This is a genomic window from Streptomyces sp. CRN 30 (genome assembly GCF_034105845.1).
Genome location: NZ_JAVRHI010000186.1, coordinates 1 through 17,499 on the forward strand (window position 1 = coordinate 1; position 17,499 = coordinate 17,499).

12 protein-coding genes and 1 pseudogene are annotated in these 17,499 nt (G+C 71.0%); 8 read left to right on the forward strand and 5 right to left on the reverse strand.

The genetic code is table 11. The annotated features are described in order from the left end of the window. Positions 1–453: pseudogene (divIVA, locus tag UW392_RS19005) on the forward strand (apical growth/hyphal branching protein DivIVA); the annotation flags it as partial. Positions 454–614: 161 nt separating this feature from the next. Here the strand turns inward: divIVA and ileS are convergent. Further along, positions 615–3,761, reverse strand: coding sequence for an isoleucine--tRNA ligase (ileS, locus tag UW392_RS19010; protein WP_320776223.1), 3,147 nt, complete (start codon positions 3,759–3,761; stop codon positions 615–617). A gap of 574 nt (positions 3,762–4,335) precedes the next feature. Here ileS and UW392_RS19015 point away from each other — a divergent pair. The 5 genes from UW392_RS19015 to UW392_RS19035 all read left to right on the forward strand — a co-directional run bounded on the left by UW392_RS19015 (position 4,336) and on the right by UW392_RS19035 (position 8,776). Further along, entirely contained in the window at positions 4,336–4,986 is a 651-nt protein-coding gene (locus UW392_RS19015) for a TraR/DksA family transcriptional regulator (protein ID WP_320776224.1), read from the forward strand. A 67-nt stretch (positions 4,987–5,053) separates the two neighbouring features. Beyond that, entirely contained in the window at positions 5,054–5,632 is a 579-nt protein-coding gene (lspA, locus tag UW392_RS19020) for a signal peptidase II (RefSeq protein WP_320776225.1), read from the forward strand. Between the two features lie 56 nt (positions 5,633–5,688). Then, positions 5,689–6,633 carry an RluA family pseudouridine synthase gene (locus UW392_RS19025; RefSeq protein WP_320776226.1) on the forward strand — a complete coding sequence of 315 codons (945 nt, stop codon included), beginning with the start codon at positions 5,689–5,691 and terminating at the stop codon, positions 6,631–6,633. Then, positions 6,630–7,100 carry a GNAT family N-acetyltransferase gene (locus UW392_RS19030; protein ID WP_320776227.1) on the forward strand — a complete coding sequence of 157 codons (471 nt, stop codon included), beginning with the start codon at positions 6,630–6,632 and terminating at the stop codon, positions 7,098–7,100. The genes UW392_RS19025 and UW392_RS19030 overlap by 4 nt, the downstream gene beginning before the upstream one ends. Before the next feature lie 89 nt (positions 7,101–7,189). Continuing rightward, positions 7,190–8,776, forward strand: a complete 1,587-nt coding sequence (locus UW392_RS19035) for a Na+/H+ antiporter (protein WP_320776228.1) — start codon at positions 7,190–7,192, stop codon at positions 8,774–8,776. 54 nt (positions 8,777–8,830) lie between these two features. On the opposite strand, the gene UW392_RS19040 is transcribed toward UW392_RS19035, so the two are convergent. Beyond that, complete coding sequence (locus UW392_RS19040) at positions 8,831–9,958, reverse strand: mechanosensitive ion channel family protein (RefSeq protein WP_320776229.1); 1,128 nt, start codon at positions 9,956–9,958, stop codon at positions 8,831–8,833. Positions 9,959–10,048: 90 nt separating this feature from the next. Between UW392_RS19040 and UW392_RS19045 the strand changes: the two genes are divergently transcribed. Next, positions 10,049–10,618 carry a dienelactone hydrolase family protein gene (locus UW392_RS19045; protein WP_320776230.1) on the forward strand — a complete coding sequence of 190 codons (570 nt, stop codon included), beginning with the start codon at positions 10,049–10,051 and terminating at the stop codon, positions 10,616–10,618. A gap of 10 nt (positions 10,619–10,628) precedes the next feature. Here the strand turns inward: UW392_RS19045 and UW392_RS19050 are convergent, their stop codons facing one another. From UW392_RS19050 to UW392_RS19060, 3 genes are all read right to left on the reverse strand, one after another. Next, complete coding sequence (locus UW392_RS19050; protein ID WP_320776231.1) at positions 10,629–11,474, reverse strand: thioredoxin domain-containing protein; 846 nt, start codon at positions 11,472–11,474, stop codon at positions 10,629–10,631. Positions 11,475–11,551: 77 nt separating this feature from the next. Then, positions 11,552–12,256, reverse strand: a complete 705-nt coding sequence (locus tag UW392_RS19055; RefSeq protein WP_320776232.1) for a hypothetical protein — start codon at positions 12,254–12,256, stop codon at positions 11,552–11,554. Positions 12,257–12,339: 83 nt separating this feature from the next. Next, positions 12,340–13,677 carry a DUF2252 domain-containing protein gene (locus UW392_RS19060; RefSeq protein WP_320776233.1) on the reverse strand — a complete coding sequence of 446 codons (1,338 nt, stop codon included), beginning with the start codon at positions 13,675–13,677 and terminating at the stop codon, positions 12,340–12,342. 257 nt (positions 13,678–13,934) lie between these two features. Here UW392_RS19060 and dnaE point away from each other — a divergent pair, with 257 nt between their 5' ends. Further along, entirely contained in the window at positions 13,935–17,474 is a 3,540-nt protein-coding gene (gene dnaE / locus UW392_RS19065) for a DNA polymerase III subunit alpha (protein ID WP_320776234.1), read from the forward strand. Positions 17,475–17,499 lie beyond the last annotated feature (25 nt).

Here is a 17,499-nt window from a genome sequence, read left to right on the forward strand (position 1 = left end):
GCCCTGGAGCGGGACGCGCAGGAGAAGCACCGCGTCGCGATGGGCTCCCTGGAGTCCGCCCGCGCCACGCTGGAGCGCAAGGTCGAGGACCTGCGCGGCTTCGAGCGCGAGTACCGCACGCGGCTGAAGTCCTACCTGGAGTCGCAGCTGCGTCAGCTGGAGACCCAGGCGGACGACTCGCTGGCTCCGCCGCGGACGCCCGCCGCGGCCTCCCTGCCGCCGTCCCCGGCGCCCTCGATGGCTCCGGCCGGCGCGAGCGCCCCGTCCTACGGCGGCAACCAGTCCATGGGCGGTGGTCCGGGCGGCGCCTCCGGCCCGTCCTACGGTTCGCAGCAGCAGATGTCGCCGGCGATGACCCAGCCGATGGCGCCGGTGCGGCCGCAGGGTCCGTCGCCGATGGGACAGGCGCCCTCGCCGATGCGGGGCTTCCTGATCGACGAGGACGACAACTGAGTGGTTGATGAACGGTAGTACGGCGTCGTAGTCGGCAGCGTTCAGGCGGACCCCGGGTTCTGGGAACCCGGGGTCCGCCTTTTCTGCGCGGAGCGAGCTGCCCGCGGCCCACGTCGAAGGCCCGGCCCCCGTTCGGGGGCCGGGCCTTCGCGCGGTCGGGGTTACGCCTTGCGGAGGCGGAACGTCAGGGTCAGGGGGGCGTCCGCGAACGGCTCCCCGTACGTGTCGTCCGCCTCGCCCTCGGCGAAGTCCGTCGCCAGGACCTCGTCGGCGATCAGGCCGGCGTGGTCGGTCAGGGCGGCGACGACCGCCGGGTCCGCGGCCGTCCAGCGCAGGGCGATCCGGTCGGCGACGTCGAGGCCGCTGTTCTTGCGGGCCTCCTGGATCAGGCGGATCGCGTCCCGGGCGAGGCCCGCGCGGCGCAGCTCCTCCGTGATCTCCAGGTCGAGGGCGACCGTGGCGCCGGAGTCGGAGGCGACCGACCAGCCCTCGCGCGGCGTCTCCGTGATGATCACCTCGTCCGGAGCGAGGGCGACCGTCTCGCCGTCGACCTCCACCGACGCCGTGCCCTCGCGCAGGGCGAGGGAGAGCGCCGCGGCGTCCGCGTTCGCGACCGCCTTGGCGACGTCCTGGACGCGCTTGCCGAACCGCTTGCCCAGCGCGCGGAAGTTGGCCTTGGCCGTGGTGTCGACCAGGGAACCGCCGACTTCGCCGAGCGAGGCGAGGGACTCGACGTTCAGCTCCTCCGTGATCTGCGCGCGCAGCTCGGCGGAGAGGGCTTCGAAGCCCGTCGCCGCGATCAGGGCGCGGCGCAGCGGCTGGCGTGTCTTGACGCCGGACTCCGCACGCGTGGCGCGGCCCAGCTCCACCAGGCGGCGCACCAGCACCATCTGCCTCGACAGCTCCGGGTCGATCGCCGACAGGTCGGCCTCGGGCCACGTGGACAGGTGCACGGACTCCGGGGCGCCCGGCGTCACCGGCACGATCATGTCCTGCCAGACCCGCTCGGTGATGAACGGCGTCAGCGGGGCCATCAGCTTCGTGACCGTCTCGACGACCTCGTGCAGCGTCCGCAGGGCCGCCTTGTCGCCCTGCCAGAAGCGGCGGCGCGAGCGGCGCACGTACCAGTTGGACAGGTCGTCGACGAACGCGGAGAGCAGCTTGCCGGCGCGCTGGGTGTCGTAGCCCTCCAGGGCCTGGGTGACCTGGTCGGTGAGCGCGTGCAGCTCGGAGAGGAGCCAGCGGTCCAGGACCGTGCGGCCGGCCGGGGCCGGGTCCGCCTCGCTCGGCGCCCAGCCGGACGTACGGGCGTACAGCGCCTGGAAGGCGACCGTGTTCCAGTACGTCAGGAGGGTCTTGCGGACGACCTCCTGGATGGTGCCGTGGCCGACGCGGCGGGCCGCCCACGGGGAGCCGCCGGCCGCCATGAACCAGCGCACCGCGTCCGCGCCGTGCTGGTCCATCAGCGGGATCGGCTGGAGGATGTTGCCCAGGTGCTTGGACATCTTCCGGCCGTCCTCGGCGAGGATGTGACCGAGGCAGACGACGTTCTCGTAGGACGACTCGTCGAAGACCAGCGTGCCGACCGCCATCAGTGTGTAGAACCAGCCGCGGGTCTGGTCGATGGCCTCGCTGATGAACTGCGCCGGGTAGCGGGACTCGAACAGTTCCTTGTTCTTGTACGGGTAGCCCCACTGCGCGAACGGCATCGAACCCGAGTCGTACCAGGCGTCGATGACCTCCGGCACGCGCGTGGCCGTCCTCCCGCAGCCGTCGTGGCGGCAGGCGAAGGTGACCTCGTCGATGTAGGGGCGGTGCGGGTCAAGGCCGGACTGGTCGCTGCCGGACAGCTCGGTCAGCTCCGCGCGGGAGCCGACGACCGTGAGGTGGTCCTCCTCGCAGCGCCAGATCGGCAGCGGCGTGCCCCAGTAGCGGTTGCGGGAGAGCGCCCAGTCGATGTTGTTGTCCAGCCAGTCGCCGTAGCGGCCGTGCTTGACGGAGTCCGGGAACCAGTTGGTCTTCTCGTTCTCCTGGAGGAGACGGTTCTTGACGGCCGTGGTGCGGATGTACCAGGACGGCTGCGCGTAGTACAGCAGCGCCGTGTGGCAGCGCCAGCAGTGCGGGTAGCTGTGCTCGTACGGGATGTGCTTGAAGAGCAGGCCGCGCTCGTCGAGGTCGGCGGTGAGCTTCTCGTCGGCCTTCTTGAAGAAGACGCCGCCGACGAGGGGGACGTCCTCCTCGAACGTGCCGTCCGGGCGGACCGGGTTGACCACGGGCAGGCCGTAGGAGCGGCAGACCTTGAGGTCGTCCTCACCGAAGGCGGGGGACTGGTGGACGAGACCGGTGCCGTCCTCGGTGGTGACGTACTCGGCGTTGACCACGTAGTGCGCCGGCTCGGTGAACTCGACCAGCTCGAACGGGCGCTGATAGGTCCAGCGCTCCATCTCGGCGCCGGTGAAGGACTCGCCGGTCGTCTCCCAGCCCTCGCCGAGGGCCTTCTCCACCAGGGGCGCGGCGACGACGAGCTTCTCCTCGCCGTCCGTGGCGACGACATAGGTGACGTCGGGGTGGGCGGCGACCGCCGTGTTGGAGACCAGGGTCCAGGGCGTGGTCGTCCAGACCACCAGCGCGGCCTCGCCGGCCAGCGGGCCGGAGGTCAGCGGGAAGCGGACGTAGACGGAGGGGTCGACGACCGTCTCGTACCCCTGGGCCAGCTCGTGGTCGGAGAGGCCGGTGCCGCAGCGCGGGCACCAGGGGGCGACGCGGTGGTCCTGGGTCAGGAGCCCCTTGTCGAAGATCTTCTTCAGGGACCACCAGACGGACTCGACGTACTCCGGGTCCATCGTGCGGTAGGCGTCGTCGAGGTCGACCCAGTAGCCCATGCGGGTCGTCAGCTCGGCGAAGGCGTCCGTGTGCCGGGTCACCGACTCGCGGCACTTGGCGTTGAACTCGGCGATGCCGTACGCCTCGATGTCCGGCTTGCCGCTGAAGCCCAGCTCCTTCTCGACCGCCAGCTCCACGGGCAGGCCGTGGCAGTCCCAGCCGGCCTTGCGGGCCACGTGGTAGCCGCGCATCGTGCGGAAGCGCGGGAAGACGTCCTTGAAGACGCGGGCCTCGATGTGGTGGGCGCCCGGCATGCCGTTGGCCGTGGGCGGGCCCTCGTAGAAGACCCACTCGGGGCGGCCCGCGGACTGCTCCAGGCTCTTGGCGAAGATCTTCTGCTCGCGCCAGAAGTCGAGCACCGCGTGTTCCAGCGCGGGCAGGTCGACCTGGGCGGGTACCTGGCGGTACTGCGGCGGCGTGTTCAAGGCGTTTCCTCCGGCGGACGTGCTGCCTTCCGTCGGAGGGACGAGAGCCGTGCTCCCGCGGTACCACCCTCCTTGGCTCCCCGGTGCGCCGTGTGCTCCGGTGAGCCCCCTCATTGGGGTCGCGATGCCGGCTCTACTCGCCTCGGGCGGCGCCCTGCGGCTTTCTTCCGGCGGCTCCGGGGTGATCTTCACGTCGCGCTCGCCCCCGGGCTCACACCGTCCCCGGGTCGCTCTGGGCTGCGTACGCCGCTACTCGTCCCCATCCACGCTTCTCGCTCCGCCCAGTGTACGGCGCCGCGCGGACAGCGGCCGACCGGTTTTCCGGCCCTCCGCGGCGGCGGGAACCGCGCGGTGCCGCGTGACCCGAATGGCGCGGTACGCGCGCGTGGGCGCCGGGACCTGCCGCGCGGCGGATTACCGTGCGAAGAGCTGGGCACAACGGATGCAGACCGGCCGGGCGGCGTCCGCGAGGTGAGGGAATCGGGCGGTGCGCCCCGTTGCCGCGGGGCTCAAGTCGATTTATCGTCCCAGCACGATTCGCGCGCAAGATCACAAAATGTGAAGGGGCCGCGGCATGGTGGCGAAGAGGACCTCGGCCGAGGCGGCGGAGCAGGCGGCGACCGGGAAAGCGGCGGCGAAGAAGGCCGCCGCGCGGCGTGGAGCGGACGGCGGGGGCGGCGCGGCCGCCGGGAGCACGGCCAAGAAGGCGGGCGCGGCGAAGGCCGCAAAGCAGACGGGAGCCACGACGGTGGTTGCGAAGAAGACGTCCGGCACGGCCGCGGCGGCCACGACGGCCGTACCCAAGGCCCGGGGCGGCGCGGTGGAGCCCGGAGACCTCGCCGTACGCCCGGGGGAGGACCCGTGGACGCCCGAGGAGGTCGAGGAGGCGCGCGGGGAGCTCCAGTCCGAGGAGACCCGGCTCCGCGCGGAGATCGACGCCTCCGAGCGGGCGCTCCAGGGACTGATGCGGGACTCCGGGGACGGCGCAGGGCACGACGAGGCGGACACCGGCACGAAGAACATCACGCGCGAGCACGAACTGGCGCTCGCCGCCAACGCGCGCGAGATGCTCACCCAGACCGGGCACGCCCTGGAGCGCCTCGACGCGGGCACCTACGGCCTCTGCGAGAACTGCGGCAAACCCATCGGCAAGGCCCGGATGCAGGCCTTCCCGCGGGCCACTCTCTGCGTGGAGTGCAAGCAGAAGCAGGAGCGCCGCTACTGAGCGCCGGGGCGGCCGGGGGTGTGCCGTACCCTCGTCCTCAGTCAGGTACCTAGGGCGAGGAACTCACGTGGCAGAGGCGGAGCGCATCATCGGTACGCCGGACATCCCGGACGCGGCGGGGGACGGGCAGCAGGAGGCCGGCGGTGCCGAGGGGGCCCGTGGCAAGCGCCGGATCGCCGTCCTGTTCGCGGTGGCCGCGCTGGCGTACGTGCTCGACCTGGTCAGCAAGACGGTCGTCGTCGCGAAGCTGGAGCACCACGAGCCGATCGAGATCCTCGGTGACTGGCTGCGGCTGGTGGCGATCCGCAACGCGGGCGCCGCCTTCGGCTTCGGCGAGGCGTTCACGGTGATCTTCACGGTGATCGCGGCGGCGGTGATCGTCGTGATCGCCCGGCTCGCCCGCAAGCTCTACAGCCTGCCCTGGGCGATCGCGCTCGGCCTGCTCCTCGGCGGGGCGCTCGGCAACCTCACCGACCGGATCTTCCGCTCGCCGGGCGTCTTCGAGGGCGCGGTGGTCGACTTCATCGCGCCCAAGCACTTCGCCGTCTTCAACCTCGCCGACTCCGCCATCGTCTGCGGCGGCATCCTGATCGTGCTGCTGTCCTTCAAGGGCCTGGACCCGGACGGCACCGTCCACAAGGACTGAGGCCGGGGCCGGGCGCGCGTACGGGAGTGTCCGACCCGTCCGGCATACTCGACGGGGTGAGCACGCTTCCCGAGATCCGCACCCTGCCCGTGCCCGACGGCCTGGAGGGCGAGCGCGTCGACGCCGCCATCTCCCGCATGTTCGGCTTCTCCCGTACCAAGGCCGCCGAGCTGGCGGCGGCGGGGAAGGTCGCGGTCGACGGCTCGGTGGTCGGGAAGTCCGAGCGGGTGCACGGCGGCGCCTGGCTCGAAGTCGAGATGCCGCAGGCGCCCGCGCCCGTCCAGGTGGTCGCCGAGCCGGTCGAAGGCATGGAGATCGTCCACGACGACGAGGACGTGGTCGTCATCGTCAAGCCGGTCGGGGTGGCCGCCCACCCGTCGCCCGGCTGGACCGGCCCCACCGTGATCGGCGGGCTCGCCGCCGCCGGGTACCGGATCTCCACCTCCGGCGCCGCCGAGCGCCAGGGCATCGTGCACCGCCTGGACGTCGGCACCTCAGGGCTGATGGTGGTCGCCAAGTCCGAGCGCGCCTACACCTCGCTCAAGCGCCAGTTCAAGGAGCGCACGGTCGACAAGCGCTACCACACGCTGGTGCAGGGCCACCCCGACCCGACCAGCGGCACCATCGACGCCCCCATCGGCCGCCACCCGCAGCACGACTACAAGTGGGCGGTGACGGCGGAGGGCAAGCCCTCCGTGACCCACTACGACCTGATCGAGGCGTTCCGCGCGGCCTCCCTGCTCGACGTGAAGCTGGAGACCGGCCGCACCCACCAGATCCGCGTCCACATGGCGGCCCACCGCCACCCCTGCGTCGGCGACCTGACCTACGGCGCCGACCCGACGCTCGCCAAGCGGCTGGGCCTGACCCGCCAGTGGCTGCACGCCGTACGGCTCGGCTTCGAGCACCCCGGCACCGGCGACTGGGCGGAGTTCGCCAGCGACTACCCCGACGACCTCCAGCAGGCCCTGGACCGCGTACGGGAGGAGACCTACGCATGAGCACCGCCGGCTACGACGTCCGCGTCGCCGAGGACCCCTCCGACCGCGAGGCGTGCTTCGCGGTGCGCAAGGAGGTCTTCGTCGCCGAGCAGGGCGTCCCCGAGGACATCGAGTACGACGCCTACGACGCCGGCGCGGTGCACGTCCTCGCGGTCCGCGCGGACGGCGTGCCGCTCGGCACCGGACGGCTGCTGACCGGCACGGCGGCGGCCGGGAAGACCGGCGGCGACCCGGCGGTCGGCTCACTGGGCCGGCTCGCGGTGAACCGCGCGGCGCGCGGGCTCGGCGTCGGCGCGGCCCTGGTGCGGGCCATCGAGGACGCGGCCCGTGGACGCGGGCTCACCGCGGTGGACCTGCACGCGCAGACCCAGGCCCTGGGTTTCTACGAGCGGCTGGGCTACGAGGCGTACGGACCGGAGTTCTCCGACGCGGACATACCGCACCGCGCGATGCGACGCGTTCTGTGACTCAAGCGTCCGTTTGGGCTGGTGGGGCAGGTGAGGTGGCAGGCTTGACGCCTGTCCCGTGATCGCCGAGACCCCACCGGAGCCTGACCGTGGATCAGTTGGCCCTGCTGTTCGTGCTGCTGCTCGGGGCCCTGCTGAGCGTCCCGCTGGGGGACCGGTTCGGGCTTCCCGCGCCGGTGCTGATGACGGTGTTCGGCATCGCGCTGGCCCTGCTCGACTTCGTACCGAACGTCGACATCCCGCCGGACCTCATCCTGCCCGCGCTGCTGCCGCCGCTGCTCTACGCCGCCGTACGGCGGACCTCCTGGCGCCAGTTCGCGGCCAACATCCGGCCGATCCTGCTGCTGGCGGTGGCGCTGGTCTTCGTCACGATGACCTGCGTGGCGACCGTGGCCCACGCGATCGTGCCGGGGCTCGGGCTCGCCGCCGCCTTCGCCCTCGGGGCGCTGGTCGCGCCGCCCGACCCGGTCGCCGCCACCGCGGTCGCCGGACAGCTCGGACTGCCCCGCCGCCTGGTGTCCATCCTGGAGGGCGAGGGGCTCTTCAACGACGTGACGGCCATCGTGCTCTACCACGTGGCCATCGCCGCGGCCGTCGGCGGCACCTTCTCGCCCTGGAGCGCCGGGTTCGACCTGGTGCTGTCCGCCGTCGTCGCCGTGGCCGTGGGCCTGGGGCTCGGCTGGGGCGCCAACCGGCTCATGGACGTACTGGGCGACGCCACCCTGCAGATCGGGCTGACGCTGCTGGTGCCGTACGCCTCCTACGTCCTCGCCGAGGAGCTGCACGGCTCCGGGGTGCTCGCCGTGCTCACCACCGCCATGTTCCTCGCCGAGTACGCCTCCGACGCCGACGACGTGATGACCCGGCTCGCCGGGCACACCGTCTGGGACGTCGTGGACACCCTCGTCACCGGGGTCGCCTTCGGCCTGATCGGCCTGGAGCTGCACAACGCGGTACGGACCGCGTCGGGACACTGGACCGAGCTGCTCGGCTGGGCCGGGGCGGTGGTGGGCGTGGTGATCCTGGTGCGGCTGGTGTGGCTGCTGCCGGCGACCTGGCTGACCAAGCGGCTCCACGCCCGGCGGGACCACGACGAGGACATCCCGACCAGCCTCAGGGAGACCGTCGTCATGTGGTGGGCCGGGATGCGGGGCGTGGCCTCCGTGGCACTGGCGCTCGCCATTCCGCTGGAGACGGACGACGGGTCGCCCTTCCCGCACCGTGAGGAGATCATCTTCATCGCGTTCGGGGTGATCCTGGTGACGCTGCTGCTCCAGGGACTGACCCTGCCCTGGCTGGTCGGCCGGCTCCGGGTGCGGGCGGACACCGAGGGCGAGAAGGAGTTCGAACGGAGCCTCGCGGTGCGTGCCGCCAAGGCGGCCAAGCTGCGGCTGCGCGAGATCGAGGCGGTGGAGGAGCTGCCGGAGGAGCTGTCCGAGCAGATGCTGCGGCGCGCCTTCGACATCGGCGTGCGGATCAGCCCGGAGATGGGGGACGAGGAGCGGCGCGAGGCGCAGCAGCAGCGGGCGAAGCGGGTCAAGCGGGTCCGCCGCATCCAGAACGAGATGCTGAGCGCCGCCCGCCACGAGGTGCTGGCGGCCCGCAGCGAGCCCGGCGCCGATCCGGAGATCGTCGACCGGGTCCTGCGCCACCTGGACGTGCGCAGCCTGCGCTGACCGCCCGGACGGGTCACCGGGACCTGAGGCCGGCAGACCCACAGCCGGCAGACCCTAGTGCGGCTGGCCGCGGGTCGGCTGGTGCGGTACGCGGCGCGCCGCGCCGTCGGGGAAGGGCTGCTTGCGCAGCGGGTCGTGGCCGGGCGGCAGGACCGCGTCGGCGGTGTTGACCCGGGGCAGGGCGTACGGGTGGTGCTCGGCCAGCCAGCGGATCATCTGCTCGCGCACCTCGACCCGCACCGTCCAGATGTCGTCCGCGTCCTTCGCCGTCACCAGCGCCCGGACCTGCATGGTGTTCGGGGTGGTGTCGGTGACGGTGAGGTTGCAGGCGCGGCCGTCCCAGGCGGGGCAGGCGCGCAGGATGTCGCGGAGCCGCTCGCGCATGGCGTCGACGGGCGCGGTGTGGTCCAGGTACCAGAAGACGGTGCCGGTCATCTGCGGGGTGCCGCGCGACCAGTTCTCGAACGGTTTGGACGTGAAGTACGACACCGGCATGGTGATCCGGCGCTCGTCCCAGGTGCGCACGGTCAGGAAGGTCAGCGTGATCTCCTCGACCGTGCCCCACTCGCCGTCCACGACGACCGTGTCGCCGAGGCGCACCATGTCGCCGAAGGCGATCTGGAACCCGGCGAACATGTTGCTCAGCGTCGACTGCGCGGCGATGCCCGCGACGATGCCGAGCACACCGGCCGAGGCCAGCAGCGAGGCGCCGGCCGTGCGCATCTCCTTGAACGTCAGCAGCATCGACGCCACGGCCACCACGCCGACCACCGCCGTGACCACGCGCATGATCAGCGACACCTGGGTGCGGACCCGGCGCACCCGCGCGGGGTCGCGCCGGGCGCGGGCGTGGGCGTAACTGGAGTACGACGTCTCGACGATCGCGGCGGCTATCCGCACCACCAGCCAGGCCACGGAGCCGATCAGCACCAGCGACAGGATGTGGCCGATGAGTGCCCGGTGCGCGGGGAAGACCCGTGCCTCGACGTAGGACCCTCTCAGCAGCGCCGCGCAGAGCACGAGCTGGTAGGGGATGCGGGCGCGGCGCAGCAGCCCCCACAGGGGTGTCTCGGGATGTCGTTCGTCAGCCTTGCGCAGCAGCAGGTCGGTGGCCCAGCCGATGAGCAGCGTCAGAGCGACCGAGCCGCCGACCACGATCAGCGGGCGGAGTATGGTCTCCATCCCTGGAACGTAACCGGCAGCGGCGGGCCTGAACATGTGGCCCCTGGTTTGAATGTGTGACATGTCAGACCCGGCTGGCACGATGGCCCCATGAACATCGTGCTCTTTCACTCGACCTTCGGTCTCCGGCCCGCCGTGCGACAGGCCGCGGACCGGCTGCGTGACGCCGGTCACCAGGTGTGGACCCCGGACCTCTTCGAGGGACGGACGTTCGACACGGTGGAGGCGGGGATGGAGCACAACGAGTCCGTCGGCCGCGAGGAGCTGCTGAAGCGCGCCGTGCTGGCCGCCGCGCCGTACTCGGAGCGGGGCCTGGTCTACGCCGGGTTCTCGCTCGGCGCCTCCATCGCGCAGACCCTCGCCCTCGGCGACCACCGGGCCCGCGGCCTGCTCCTGCTGCACGGCACCTCGGACATCGCCCCCAACGCCTCGGTGGACGACCTCCCGGTCCAGCTGCACGTCGCCGAGCCCGACCCGTTCGAGACGGACGACTGGCTCAGCGCCTGGTACCTCCAGATGGGCCGGGCCGGCGCCGACGTCGAGGTGTACCGCTACGCCGGGGCCGGCCACCTCTACACCGACCCCGGCCTGGACGACTACGACGAGGAGGCCGCCGAGGCCACCTGGCGGACGGCGCTCGGCTTCCTGGAGACCCTCTAGCCCGTGCCGTCTACTTCAGGGCGGCCCCGACCACCTCGGTGAACTCCTCGGCGGTCATCGGCGCGTTGCCGGCCGACGTCTGCAGCTGCTTGCCGTCCATGACGAAGCTCGGGGTGCCGGTCACCCCGTCCTCGTTCTTGTTGAAGGTGTTGGACATGGCCAGCGCCCAGGCGTCGTAGGTGCCCTTCTTCACGGCGTTCTGGAACTTGGCGTTGTCCTTCAGCGCCGGGATCGTGTCGGCGACCTCGATCAGGTAGTCGTCGCTCTTGAACTTGTCGTCGCTCTCCTCGGGGTGCCACTTCGCCGAGTACAGGGCCGACTTGTACTTCAGGAACGCCTCGGGGCTGACGTTCAGCGCGGCGCCCATGGCGCTCATCGCGTTCTTGGAGCCCTCGCCGTGCGAGCCGACCTCGAACTTGCCGTCCTTCTCGGTGTCGCCGTCGAGGAACGTGCCGCCGACGTACTGGACCTTGTACTTGCCGTCCTCGACGTCCTTCTCCAGGGTCGAGCCGGCCGCCTGCTCGAACGCGGCGCAGACGGGGCAGCGCGGGTCCTCGTAGACCTTGAGGGTCTTCTTGGCGCTGTCCTCACCGATGGTGACGACGGTGCCGTCCTTGCCGGAGGTGTTGGCCGGGGCGACGACCTTGCTCTCCTTGGACACCGTCTCCCAGTGGGTGGGCTTGTTGGACTGGACGACGGCGTAGCTGATGCCGCCGGCTATCGCGAGGACGCCGACTATGGAACAGGCGACGATGATCTGGCGCTTGGCCTTGTCGCGCTTGGCCTGGCGCTCGCGCTCGACGCGCAGCCGCTCACGGGCCGCGTTCTTCGCCTGCTGGGTGTTTCGCTTGCTCATGTCTGTTCATCTCCGGGGGACGCGCACACACGGGTGTGCGGAAGAGGGGTGGGGACTGCCGGTGCTCGGGGCGGTTCTCAGACGAGAACGGCCGAGCGGGGCGGTCCGCGCCGTCCCAGGGAGTGGGCGAGGACGCGGTCGCGGGCGGTGGCGGTGCGGCGGGCCGGGAGCGCCGGGCGCCGCGTCACCGGGGCCGGCCGGACGGCGACCGCCGCGACGGCGAGCAGCAGCGGGCGGAACGTGGTCGCGGCGGCCGCCCGCACCAGCTGGGCCAGCGCGCTCTCGCCGTACCGCAGCCAGGCGGCGGCGACGAGACCGACGCCGACGTGCGCGGCCAGCAGCAGCCAGGACGCACCGGGGGCCGCGTTCGCGAGCAGGGCCGCGAGCCGGTCGGTGCCGGCCCCGGTCACCTGGGTCAGCGGGTTGGTGACACTGGCGTGGACGCCGGTGCCGTCGCCGCACAGCACGTCGAAGCCGACCGAGCGCAGCGGGCCCGCGACCGGGCCGCCCGCCGGGCCGTAACAGACGTGCTGGCCGGTGGTGAGGACCGTGTCGGCGGCCAGCTCCAGCGGGATCAGCAGCGCCGCGATCCGCCCGTAGGAGCGCTCGCGGCCCGCGAGGGCGTACGCGACGAGGAACACACCGGCCGCCACCAGCGCCACGGTGGGCAGCGGGAGCGGGACCCCGGACAGCAGCACGTGCGACGCGGTGCCGAGGGTCACGACGAGCGTCGTGAACAGCGCCGCGCGTACGGCTCTGAGCGGGGTTCCGGATATGTCCATAGCGATAGGAGAGTCTGTCACGGGCCCCGGTAAAGGAACCCTAAAGGGTGGCTGTGATTCCGGGCCCGGGACCGGATGAGGGACTAAAGACCCGGGATGCGGCCGTTGCGGAACAGGTCGACGAAGATCTGGTGGTCGGCACGCGCGCGTGCGCCGTACGCGTGGGCGAAGTCCACCAGGAGCGGCGCGAAGCCGTCCTCGTCGGCGGCGATCGCCGCGTCGATGGCCCGCTCGGTGGAGAACGGCACCAGGGACTCCCCGGACTGGTCGTCCGCCGCCGCGTGCATCGCGGCCGTGGCCCGGCCGAGGTCCGCGACGACCTCGGAGATCTCCTCGGGGTCGTCGATGTCGCCCCAGTCCAGGTCGACCGCGTACGGCGAGATCTCCGCGACGAGCTGCCCGGCGCCGTCCAGCTCGGTCCAGCCCAGCCACGGGTCGGCGTGCGCCTGGAGGGCGCGCTGGGAGATCACCGTGCGGTGCCCCTCGTGCTGGAAGTAGCCGCGGACCGCCGGGTCGGTGATGTGCCGGGAGACGGCCGGGGTCTGGGCCTGCTTGATGTAGATCACCACGTCGTTCTCCAGGGCGTCGCTGTTGCCCTCCAGGAGGATGTTGTACGACGGCAGGCCCGCCGAGCCGATGCCGATGCCCCGGCGGCCGACGACGTCCTTGACGCGGTAGGAGTCCGGGCGGGTCAGCGACGACTCCGGGAGCGTCTCCAGGTAGCCGTCGAAGGCGGCCAGCACCTTGTAGCGGGTGGCCGCGTCCAGCTCGACGCTGCCGCCGCCCGGGGCGAAGCGGCGCTCGAAGTCCCGGATCTCCGTCATCGAGTCCAGCAGCCCGAACCGGGTCAGCGAGCGGGCGTCGCGCAGCGCGTCCAGGAGCGGCCCCTGCGCGGTGTCCAGGGTGAACGGGGGCACCTCGTCGCTCTTGGCGCCGGTCGCCAGGGCGCGGACGCGCTCGCGGTACGCGCCCGCGTACACCGTGACCAGCTCGGTGATCTGCTCGTCGCCGAGCGCCTTGGCGTAGCCGATCAGCGCGATCGAGGCGGCGAAGCGCTTGAGGTCCCAGGTGAAGGGGCCGACGTACGCCTCGTCGAAGTCGTTGACGTTGAAGATCAGCCGGCCGGTGGAGTCCATGTACGTGCCGAAGTTCTCCGCGTGCAGGTCGCCGTGGATCCACACGCGGGAGGTCCGCTCGTCCAGGTAGGGGCCGCGCTCGCCGCCCTCGCTGTCCGCGGCGTCCAGGTCGCGGTAGAAGAGCGAGGCGGTGCCCCGGTAGAAGGCGAAGGCCGACGCGGCCATCTTGCGGAATTTCACGCGGAACGCGGCCGGGTCCGCGGCGAGCAGCTCGCCGAAGGCGGTGTCGAAGACGGCGAGGATCTCCTCGCCGCGGTGCTCGTCGCTGAGCTGCGGGACCGACATCGCTGGGTGCCTCCTGGTACGGACGGTGCGTGACGCCTGGACGGATCGTCCGTCCGGGCCGGTGCGGTCCCGGACGGATCTTCCGCCCGGACCAACGTGCGAGCGCGCGCGGGAGTGCCCGCGCCGCGCCCCGCCCGAAGGTACGCGGGGAGGGCCCCGGAGTGTCACTCGCGAGGCATAGACTTCCGAGCTGACCCCCCGGACTGTCCGCAGCCCGACACCCGCCCGTCACCCTCACCTCTCCCAGGAGGCCGAACGTGTCCAAGCCGCCGTTCACGCACCTGCACGTCCACACCCAGTACTCCCTGCTGGACGGTGCCGCGCGGCTGAAGGACATGTTCGACGCGTGCAACGAGATGGGCATGACGCACGTCGCCATGTCCGACCACGGCAACCTGCACGGGGCGTACGACTTCTTCCACACCGCGAAGAAGGCCGGGGTCACCCCGATCATCGGGATCGAGGCGTACGTCGCCCCCGAGTCGCGGCGGAACAAGCGCAAGATCCAGTGGGGTCAGCCGCACCAGAAGCGGGACGACGTCTCGGGCTCCGGCGGTTACACCCACAAGACGATGTGGGCGACGAACAAGACCGGTCTGCACAACCTCTTCCGGCTCTCCTCCGACGCCTACGCCGAGGGCTGGCTGCAGAAGTGGCCCCGGATGGACAAGGAGACGATCTCCCAGTGGTCCGAGGGGATCGTCGCCTCCACGGGCTGCCCCTCCGGCGAGCTGCAGACCCGGCTCCGCCTCGGCCAGTACGACGAGGCACTCAAGGCCGCCGCCGACTACCAGGACATCTTCGGCAAGGACCGGTACTTCCTGGAGCTGATGGACCACGGCATCGACATCGAGCACCGGGTCCGCGACGGCCTCCTGGAGATCGGCAAGAAGCTCGGCATCCCGCCGCTGGTCACCAACGACTCGCACTACACCTACGCGCACGAGGCGACCGCCCACGACGCGCTGCTCTGCATCCAGACCGGCAAGAACCTCTCCGACCCCGACCGCTTCAAGTTCGACGGCACGGGCTACTACCTGAAGTCCACGGACGAGATGTACGCCATCGACTCCTCCGACGCCTGGCAGGAGGGCTGCGCCAACACGCTGCTGGTCGCGGAGATGGTCGACACCACCGGCATGTTCGAGAAGCGCGACCTCATGCCGAAGTTCGACATCCCCGAGGGCTTCACCGAGGTCACCTGGTTCAAGGAGGAGGTGCGCCGGGGCATGGACCGCCGCTTCCCCGGCGGCGTCCCCGAGGACCGCCAGAAGCAGGTCGAGTACGAGATGGACGTCATCATCCAGATGGGGTTCCCGGGGTACTTCCTCGTCGTCGCCGACTTCATCATGTGGGCGAAGAACCAGGGCATCGCGGTCGGCCCCGGCCGAGGCTCCGCGGCCGGTTCGATCGTCGCCTACGCCATGGGCATCACCGACCTCGACCCCATCCCGCACGGCCTGATCTTCGAGCGGTTCCTCAACCCCGAGCGCGTCTCCATGCCCGACGTCGACATCGACTTCGACGAGCGCCGGCGCGTCGAGGTGATCAGGTACGTGACGGAGAAGTACGGCGCCGACAAGGTCGCCATGATCGGCACGTACGGCAAGATCAAGGCGAAGAACGCCATCAAGGACTCCGCGCGCGTGCTGGGCTACCCGTACGCGATGGGCGACCGGCTCACCAAGGCCATGCCCGCCGACGTCCTCGGCAAGGGCATCGACCTCAACGGCATCACCGACCCCTCGCACCCCCGCTACAGCGAGGCGGGCGAGATCCGCGGGATGTACGAGAACGAGCCGGACGTGAAGAAGGTCATCGACACCGCCAAGGGCGTCGAGGGCCTGGTCCGGCAGATGGGCGTGCACGCCGCCGGCGTGATCATGTCCAGCGAGCCCATCGTCGACCACGCCCCGATCTGGGTGCGGCACACCGACGGCGTCACCATCACGCAGTGGGACTACCCGCAGTGCGAGTCGCTCGGCCTGCTGAAGATGGACTTCCTCGGCCTGCGCAACCTCACGATCATGGACGACGCCGTCAAGATGGTGAAGTCCAACAAGGGCGTCGACCTCGACCTGCTCTCCCTGCCGCTGGACGACCCCAAGACCTTCGAACTGCTCCAGCGCGGCGACACCCTCGGCGTCTTCCAGTTCGACGGCGGCCCCATGCGCTCGCTGCTGCGGCTGATGAAGCCCGACAACTTCGAGGACATCTCCGCCGTCTCCGCCCTGTACCGCCCGGGTCCGATGGGCATGGACTCGCACACCAACTACGCGCTGCGCAAGAACGGCCTCCAGGAGATCACCCCGATCCACAAGGAGCTGGAGGAGCCGCTCAAGGAGGTCCTGGACGTCACCTACGGCCTGATCGTCTACCAGGAGCAGGTGCAGAAGGCCGCCCAGATCATCGCCGGCTACTCGCTCGGCGAGGCCGACATCCTGCGCCGCGTGATGGGCAAGAAGAAGCCGGACGAGCTGGCGAAGAACTTCGTCCTCTTCCAGGCCGGCGCCCGGAAGAACGGCTTCAGCGACGAGGCGATCCAGGCGCTGTGGGACGTGCTGGTCCCCTTCGCCGGCTACGCGTTCAACAAGGCGCACTCCGCCGCGTACGGACTGGTCTCGTACTGGACCGCCTACCTGAAGGCGAACTACCCGGCCGAGTACATGGCCGGACTGCTCACCTCGGTCAAGGACGACAAGGACAAGTCGGCCGTCTACCTCAACGAGTGCCGCCGCATGGGCATCAAGGTGCTGCCGCCCAACGTCAACGAGTCCATGTCGAACTTCGCCGCGCAGGGCGACGACGTGATCCTCTTCGGCCTCTCCGCGGTGCGCAACGTCGGCACCAACGTCGTGGAGTCGATCATCAGGAGCCGCAAGGCGAAGGGGAAGTACGCCTCCTTCCCCGACTACCTCGACAAGGTCGAGGCGGTCGTCTGCAACAAGCGGACCACGGAGTCGCTGATCAAGGCCGGCGCCTTCGACGAGATGGGCCACACCCGCAAGGGCCTCACCGCGCAGTACGAACCGATGATCGACAACGTGGTCGCGGTCAAGCGCAAGGAGGCCGAGGGCCAGTTCGACCTCTTCGGCGGCATGGGCGACGAGCAGAGCGACGAGCCCGGCTTCGGCCTCGACGTCGTCTTCGCCGAGGAGGAGTGGGACAAGACCTACCTCCTCGCCCAGGAGCGGGAGATGCTCGGCCTCTACGTCTCCGACCACCCGCTCTTCGGCCTGGAGCACGTCCTGTCCGACAAGGCGGACGCGGGCATCTCCCAGCTGACCGGCGGCGACTTCGGGGACGGCGCGGTCGTCACCATCGGCGGCATCATCTCCGGCCTCCAGCGCAAGATGACCAAGCAGGGCAACGCCTGGGCGATCGCCACCGTCGAGGACCTCGCCGGGTCCCTGGAATGCATGTTCTTCCCGGCGACCTACCAGCTCGTGTCGACCCAACTCGTCGAGGACGCCGTCGTGTTCGTCAAGGGCCGGCTCGACAAGCGCGAGGACGTGCCCCGGCTGGTCGCGATGGAACTCCAGGTCCCGGACCTGTCCAACGCCGGCGCCAACGCACCCGTGGTACTGACCATCCCGGCCACCCGCGTCACGCCGCCCATGGTCAGCCGCCTCGGCGAGATCCTCACCCACCACCGGGGCGACAGCGAGGTCCGGATCAAGCTCCAGGGCCCGACCAGAACCACCGTGCTGCGCCTGGACCGGCACCGGGTCAAGCCCGACCCGGCGCTCTTCGGCGACCTGAAGGTGCTGCTGGGCCCGGCCTGCCTGGCGGGCTGAGCCGGTGACACGGCCGAGGGGCGGG

Coding starts and splice junctions, on each gene's coding strand:
- UW392_RS19015 (WP_320776224.1), top strand. CDS start 4,336: ATGGTGGCGAAGAGGACCTCGGCCGAGGCGGCGGAGCAGGCGGCGACC.
- UW392_RS19030 (WP_320776227.1), top strand. CDS start 6,630: ATGAGCACCGCCGGCTACGACGTCCGCGTCGCCGAGGACCCCTCCGAC.
- UW392_RS19040 (WP_320776229.1), bottom strand. CDS start 9,958: ATGGAGACCATACTCCGCCCGCTGATCGTGGTCGGCGGCTCGGTCGCT.
- UW392_RS19045 (WP_320776230.1), top strand. CDS start 10,049: ATGAACATCGTGCTCTTTCACTCGACCTTCGGTCTCCGGCCCGCCGTG.
- UW392_RS19050 (WP_320776231.1), bottom strand. CDS start 11,474: ATGAGCAAGCGAAACACCCAGCAGGCGAAGAACGCGGCCCGTGAGCGG.
- UW392_RS19055 (WP_320776232.1), bottom strand. CDS start 12,256: ATGGACATATCCGGAACCCCGCTCAGAGCCGTACGCGCGGCGCTGTTC.
- UW392_RS19060 (WP_320776233.1), bottom strand. CDS start 13,677: ATGTCGGTCCCGCAGCTCAGCGACGAGCACCGCGGCGAGGAGATCCTC.